Below are 438 nucleotides of genomic sequence, written 5' to 3' on the forward strand. Positions count from 1 at the left end.
GCGGTACGCGATATTGCGAATGCAATCAATAACAATGGCCTGTAAGCCATAAGAAAACCACCCTTTGGGGTGGTTTTTAAGTATTTGGGGCCTTTACAGAACATTTTAAGCCATCAGTCTGATTTTCATGGCGTAACGTTTTTTGCTGTGCCCTGAAACAAACTGTCCGCCTCGTGCAGGGGATAAAAATGCATTGCCTTCTGCGGTTGGCTCTGCACCAGTATATTGGCCGTTTCGATCGCTCCAGAGGGCGTACACAGGCAGATTGTGGGTGCAGATATCCAGTTTCAAGCAGTCAAATGCACCGTGTGCATCTTGATTGGAGGAGACAAATTCGGTATGGGAGATATAGTCGACATCGTATGGTGCACCGTTGAAATCAAATTGTGTGCCGGCGGCGGTAAAGTAGGGGTGGAATCCTGGGGATGTGCTGACGGG

General features: G+C 48.6%; 1 pseudogene. It reads right to left on the reverse strand.

Features of this window, described 5'->3' with window-relative positions:
* Positions 1-105: 105 nt before the first annotated feature.
* Positions 106-438, reverse strand: a pseudogene (locus tag ACTHTQ_RS11425) (aldose epimerase); the annotation flags it as partial.

The sequence above is a fragment of the Neisseria sp. P0020.S003 genome (genome assembly GCF_051957095.1).
GTDB lineage: Bacteria > Pseudomonadota > Gammaproteobacteria > Burkholderiales > Neisseriaceae > Neisseria > Neisseria subflava.